At 44.5% G+C, this 6,000-nt stretch carries 8 protein-coding genes; 5 read left to right on the top strand and 3 right to left on the bottom strand.

Going from position 1 to position 6,000, the window contains the following annotated elements; all coding sequences use genetic code 11:
* Positions 1–112: 112 nt before the first annotated feature.
* Together HUF13_RS15430 and HUF13_RS15435 are read right to left on the bottom strand one after the other, a co-directional pair.
* Positions 113–823 carry an MBL fold metallo-hydrolase gene (locus HUF13_RS15430; protein WP_173475951.1) on the bottom strand — a complete coding sequence of 237 codons (711 nt, stop codon included), beginning with the start codon at positions 821–823 and terminating at the stop codon, positions 113–115.
* A gap of 42 nt (positions 824–865) precedes the next feature.
* Complete coding sequence (locus tag HUF13_RS15435) at positions 866–2,950, bottom strand: glycoside hydrolase family 43 protein (protein WP_173475952.1); 2,085 nt, start codon at positions 2,948–2,950, stop codon at positions 866–868.
* Between the two features lie 255 nt (positions 2,951–3,205).
* Between HUF13_RS15435 and upp the strand changes: the two genes are divergently transcribed.
* Positions 3,206–3,835: a uracil phosphoribosyltransferase gene (gene upp, locus HUF13_RS15440; RefSeq protein ID WP_173475958.1), complete on the top strand. Its 630-nt coding sequence runs from the start codon at positions 3,206–3,208 to the stop codon at positions 3,833–3,835.
* Positions 3,836–3,850: 15 nt separating this feature from the next.
* On the opposite strand, the gene HUF13_RS15445 is transcribed toward upp, so the two are convergent.
* Positions 3,851–4,012, bottom strand: coding sequence for a hypothetical protein (locus tag HUF13_RS15445; protein WP_173475953.1), 162 nt, complete (start codon positions 4,010–4,012; stop codon positions 3,851–3,853).
* A 123-nt stretch (positions 4,013–4,135) separates the two neighbouring features.
* Here HUF13_RS15445 and HUF13_RS15450 point away from each other — a divergent pair, with 123 nt between their 5' ends.
* From HUF13_RS15450 to HUF13_RS17670, 4 genes are all read left to right on the top strand, one after another.
* A complete protein-coding gene (locus HUF13_RS15450) occupies positions 4,136–4,441 on the top strand; it encodes a type II toxin-antitoxin system RelE/ParE family toxin (protein ID WP_173475954.1) in 306 nt (101 codons plus the stop codon).
* The gene (locus HUF13_RS15455) at positions 4,428–4,784 is read left to right on the top strand and encodes an addiction module antidote protein (RefSeq protein ID WP_173475955.1); all 357 of its coding nucleotides are present in this window, start codon (positions 4,428–4,430) and stop codon (positions 4,782–4,784) included. Before HUF13_RS15450 ends, HUF13_RS15455 begins: the two co-directional genes overlap by 14 nt.
* 76 nt (positions 4,785–4,860) lie before the next feature.
* Positions 4,861–5,499, top strand: coding sequence for a homing endonuclease associated repeat-containing protein (locus HUF13_RS15460; protein ID WP_173475956.1), 639 nt, complete (start codon positions 4,861–4,863; stop codon positions 5,497–5,499).
* Between the two features lie 6 nt (positions 5,500–5,505).
* The gene (locus tag HUF13_RS17670; RefSeq protein WP_173475959.1) at positions 5,506–5,610 is read left to right on the top strand and encodes an HNH endonuclease signature motif containing protein; all 105 of its coding nucleotides are present in this window, start codon (positions 5,506–5,508) and stop codon (positions 5,608–5,610) included.
* Positions 5,611–6,000: the final 390 nt, after the last annotated feature.

Genomic DNA, 6,000 nt, shown 5'->3' on the forward strand with positions numbered 1-6,000 from the left:
GAATGTAATATACAATTAAAATTTGAGAAAAACAAGGTCAAATAAAACGGTCAAGTATCGGACGATACATCACTTTTAATAATCGGATAGACCGTGTGAACGCCGCTTGTCACTATAATGGCCGCAATTTTATTTTATCTATACTTTTGATAAATCTTTTCAAATCGTTCACGTCAAACGGTTTGCCATGCGATGGATAAATTTTGGCGGGATTGAAAGCAATCATCTTTTCCCATGATTTGCGGTAATCTTGCAGATTTTCTATCCAGATGATATTGCGATTGATACTAGGAAATCCATTCATGGCGGCATCACCGCAAAATAGAATTCCGTCTTTCAAAAGAGAAATATGGTCTGCAGTATGGCCCGGCGTCTCAATGGCTTGAATCGGCAAATTCAGATTGCGAAATTCTTGCGAATCAGTGGTAATCAAACGATTTAAATATTCATCTTTGATTGGCGGGAACTTGTGTTCAGATTTTCCGAATAGTGCGAACAGCTTGCAGAAAATGTAGGCGAGCATGCTTGAACATCCGCCTTCGAAGGAATTCTGCCCGCTTTTAAGTCGCTCGATTGCTTTGGGGTGCAAAATCACTTTTGCATTTGTAATGGCAAGAACTTTGTTCAGAAATCCTGCGTGATCGTCGTGCGCATGTGTCAAAAAAATGAATTTAATTTCGCTCGGCTGTATATTGAGCTTTTTTAGGTTTCTTTGAAAACGCGAAAAACCGTTCTCGTATCCGGTGTCGATGAGAATGTACCCTTCATCAATTGCAAAAAGATAATTGTTGACGACCCGATTGCCAATATTGTAAATGGTCATGCAAGAAATATAGTTATATAATAGCCCAGGGCTATCAGTGGACTAATTCACAAACTGCCAGGTATCGAACAGCACATCACCCTTTATAATCAGATAGACCGTGTGGACGCCGCTTGAGATGTTGCCGCACTTCGCCTCCTGTTCCTGCCAGTCACTGCCAGCGCTGTTGATTGAGGCTACGTTCGCGCCATCTCGCTTGTCAAGACGGAGCGTTACCGAGCCCTTGCCTTTCACCAGGGCCTTCAGCGTTTTTGCGCTGCTGAAATTCACATTGCGAACTTCGATGACGCCTTCTGTAGGTGCCGGGCCATCCTTGCTGGGAGTACCGACGGAAGCCACCATGTGGCCGGGTTCCTCCGTTGGCACGTAGCGAATGCCCAGGGTTGCGGCAGCCGTAGAAGCCTGCTGCACGGAATAGGGGTCAAGATTCTTGATGGCCTTTACACCCTTGTAGGTCGGTTTCGCTTCCTTGATAACGACATTTGCTTCGTCCACTTCAATTTCGTCAACCAGAATGCTGCGGAAACCGCCGTGGGAACCTATAGAAGCCTCTAGAATAGCCGCCTGGTAGAATATGTACCACTTGTCCTGATACTTATGGAGATGAGTGTGATTGTTGCCGTAGGTCATGCCATTCTCACCCATGTTCTTGAAGTAGTTCCCGCCGTAGGTCCAGGAATCAGGATTCAGGGGCTCGGTGCTGGTGAAGTAGTTCATGCTGCAGGCCGTCGGAGCCTCGCCATCCCATTCCCAAGGAGTATGGTCGTTCCAGTCGTTGTTGAAAGTATATACGTACTTGCCGTTGATATAATTGAGTTCATTTGCCTCAAAGTGGAACGGGGACGGAAGTTTCACCGGATCCCCGTCAAGGGAATGCAAGTCCGGATTGAGCTTGGCAATCCAGCCCTGCCCATTACCGAACGAAATCCAGCCATCGCCGTTGTCGTCAATTACGGCACCCGGATCAAATATGGAGCCGCTGCCTTTTACAACAGGATTGTCGCCATCGATAAGGCTCTTGCTCAAAGGAGATGTCCACGGACCCACCGGAGACTTCGCCTGGATAACGCCGGTGCCAAAGCCGCTATTGGAGAAATAGAGGGAGAAAAGCGTGCTGCCATCGGCCTGTTCCTTGCTAATGATGCTGGGTGCCCACGAAGCCATAATCCATGGAGCCACTTCACCGACAGGAATCAGTCCGTGATAAGTCCAGTTGACCATATCGTCAGTGGACATCATTACCAGCGTCTTGATTTTCTCGTAAGTATTGCTGACACCTTCTTCGTACTGCTGATGGTCGTTGGTGCCATAGACATAGAGACGCCCCTTGTACTCAATGGCCGTCGGGTCCGCACAGTACTGGAAATCCAATATAGGATTGGCATTGTCCAAGCCTAATTTTGGGGACTTTACAGGCATCTTGCCTACCGTGCCATCGGAATCCTTTGCCCGGATAATGATTTTACCGAAACTGATCGTTGCGGCATCACTTGGAGTGTTTGGGCTTACGGCAAGAGCCAAACTGACAAGCGTCTTGCTCGGTTCAAAGGACAGAACAAGGCTTGTTGCGCCACTGGGAATTCTTTCCGTAGTCTTGGCTTCGTCGCTATAAGTCGCAATCACATCAATGTTATCGTATGCGACAGCCTTGGCAAAGTTTATCTCCACCTTAGTATAGACATCCGTATTCAGGTCGTGTATATCCCAGTAGTTGTTGGCATACTGCTTATAGGTAAAACTATTGTTGTCGGGGTCCTTTTCGCCACCGCCGCCGTACCAATCTACAATGATATCCTCGATAGACAGGGCAATATCGAATTTGGCGACAGCAACCTCATCCTTTATTTCGTCGTTGCCGAGAGAATCCTTAGGCAATTCCTGAGAAAGGGAATCCTTTGGCTGGACGGGATTGACGGTATCCTTGGGCAGAACCGAGTCAACCGTGTCCTTGGGCAGAACTGGATCGAGGGAATCCTTGGGGTTTTCCTGACCGAGAGAATCTCCGGGGATATCCAGAATGGGGTCGTCTTCGTCAAAATCCTTGCTGACGGAATCATCGTCACCGCAGGACATCAACATGGACGAAACGGTTACAAGCGTTGCCGCAAGAAGGATTTTCTTTTTCATATTCACACCCCATGCTATCTTGGTTATTATTAATAATATATTATATCAGCAAATTGGTATATTATGAAAAGCAGTTTTTTTCACATAGCGTGAACAGTTCTAAACGGCTAAATTTTTATCACCGGCATAGGCGGGATTACTATTTCTGTGGGAGCGGTAACACTGACGAATATTGCCGTCGCCCTTATTTTAGGTATTATTGTAGACGCAATGCTAAGCAAAAAAGGATAGGTTCCCATGAACGAATTTGAAAACATGGAAAACGTGACCATTTTCAAGCACCCACTTATACAACACAAGATTTCGCACCTGCGCGACAAGGAAACGGGCACCAACGAATTTCGCCGTCTTGTCGAAGAAATCGCGATGCTCGAAGGGTTCGAGGCCCTGGCGGACCTCCCGCTTAAAGACAAGGAAATCGAGACCCCCATTGAAAAATGCACTACGCCGGTGCTTGCCGGGCGAAAGCTCGCCCTGATTCCGATTATGCGTGCTGGGCTCGGCATGGTTGCGGGGTTGCAGGCTTTGGTTCCTTCGGCAAAAGTGGGACATATTGGGCTTTATCGCGATGCTGCATCTCATGAGCCAGTGGAGTATTATTGCAAACTTCCAGATCCGATTGACGAACGCTTGATTGTGGTGGTGGATCCCATGCTTGCTACGGGTGGTTCTGCCGCTGATGCTATTACGATGATAAAAAAACATGGTGGTAAGAAAATAAAATTCATGTGCATTATTGCCGCTCCTGAAGGATTGAAAAAACTTCACGAGGCACATCCGGATGTTCAAATTTACGTAGGACATTTGGACCGTTGTTTGAACGATGCCGCCTATATTTGCCCCGGCCTCGGTGATGCCGGCGACCGCATTTTTGGAACGAAATAGCAAGCCCGATGTTTATTACCAGTTTGTGGACGTAGAAAATTCTTTCTTCAATTCACGAAAAACTTGATCAGCCGATTTTACTTGTCCTGCCCTAAGATCCATTTCTGATAGCCGAAGCAAAGCTTGAAGATTCAGGGCATCTCGCCCCTTTTTATTTAATTCATTTTCGTTGTGCATTGGCAATCCTGTTCTTTTAAGAAATATAAACAGTTTAGGACGTGGAGTCAATAGCGCTGTTTTTTCAAAAAAACAAATTAACCTCTTGACACGGTGTATCCGATTAGATACATTTAATGTAGTATGATTACGATAAATCAGACTCCTGCATTTAAAAAATGGATGAGTAAATTACGGGATTTTCGAGCAAAAGCTAGAATACTCTTTCGTCTGACACAAGTCGAGGGAGGCAATCTCGGAGATTTCAAATCCGTTGGTGATGGCGTATTAGAAATGCGGATTGATTATGGACCTGGATATAGGTTATATTTTGTGAGAAATGGAGACACAATCGTGATTCTTCTTATTGGTGGAGACAAATCTACGCAAGATCGGGATATAGAAAAGGCTAAAGTAATTTGGCGAGGAATGCAAGATGAAAAAAAGTGAAGCTACAGTTCTAGACATTGCCGAATACCTCGACAACGAAGAAATCGTCGCCGAATATTTGAATATGGTCAGCGAATCTGATGACCCCGCGCTGTTCCTCCGAGCCATCGGCCACATCGCGAGAAGCAAGGGAATGTCGCAGATAGCTGAAAAGACAGGACTCGGCCGTGAAAGCCTTTACAAGGCTTTAGACGAAAAAGCGCACCCGCGTTTTGAAACCATTTTCAAGGTGCTAAACGCCATGGGAATCCAAATGACGCTTGTCCCTAAAGTGAAATTCAGAAAGCGTACCAAACAAAAAGAACTTTGCGTCGCCGAGAAAAGAGCCCGGTACAAGGTGTAGGGTATTCGATGTACAAAAAGATTCGCTAACTATTATATTTCCATTTACTATATTATATCTGGAATTCAAGGAGTGAATGATGACGAAAAAAGCGAATGACATTTTTTTAGAAAGTTCGCAAAATCATAAATTGAAGACAATCATTCACTCAAATTGCCTAAAAGATTGTTTTAAATACGAAAATCCTAAAAATACTCCCAAAACAGACGATGACTTACTAAACGACATAATGCGAGTTTCCAAAGAAACTTGCTCCATTACGTTAACGCAAAAGATGTATTCTTTAAATGGGGCATATGATGTTTCGACAATTACAAGACATTTTGGAAGTTGGAACAACGCTTTGCGAAAAGCTGGGTTGGAATCTGGAAATATCGTTAATTACACGGATGAAGAATTATTTGAAAACATATTGAATATTTGGCAATTCAAAGGAAAACAACCTGTTAGAAAAGATTTAGCCTTTCCGCCATCTAAAATATCTCAATCTCCATATAACCGAAGATTCCATTCTTGGATAACTGCAATAAAAGAATTTGTAAACTATGCAAATGATAAAAATATTGAGGTTGATAAAAACGACTGTGTTAATGGTGCGAATATGAAATGCCCTGGAAGGGATCCATCTCTTCGTTTGCGTTATCAAGTATTAAAAAGAGATAATTTTTCATGTTGTCAATGTGGTGCAAGTCCTGCAAAAGATCCATCTGTCTAGCTTCACATAGACCATATAATTCCATGGAGTAAAGGCGGACGGACAACTCTAGATAATTTGCAAACTTTATGTTCTAAATGTAATTTGGGAAAAAGTAATCAAGCGGATTAAATAATTCTTTAAATTCTTTTGATGCAAGTTTAAATATGGGGTCTTAGGGGCCATGCGCCCTAGGCGAAGGGGTGGGGAGCAACGCAGTGCGACTCAGGGGAAGGCTTTCCCCTCCTTTTTTGTATGGATTGTTTCGTCATTTTATTCCTTGCAATGACGTTTTTCTTGCAAAACATGCTTGCTTTTCCTAACCACTAATCACCAACCACTAGCCACACTTATAGTCTTTTTCTATCTTACCGCGCACCGCCAGATGTCGTATTTCTGGGGAACCGGGCGAGAACCGCCCACAAAAAGGATTATTTATGTCTCAAATCGAACTCACCTTCCCCGATGGCTCCGTACGTTCCGTAGCATCGGGCACCACCGGCCTCGAAATTGCGAAGGGCA

Origin of the sequence: Fibrobacter succinogenes (genome assembly GCF_902779965.1) — a bacterium.
GTDB lineage: Bacteria > Fibrobacterota > Fibrobacteria > Fibrobacterales > Fibrobacteraceae > Fibrobacter > Fibrobacter succinogenes_F.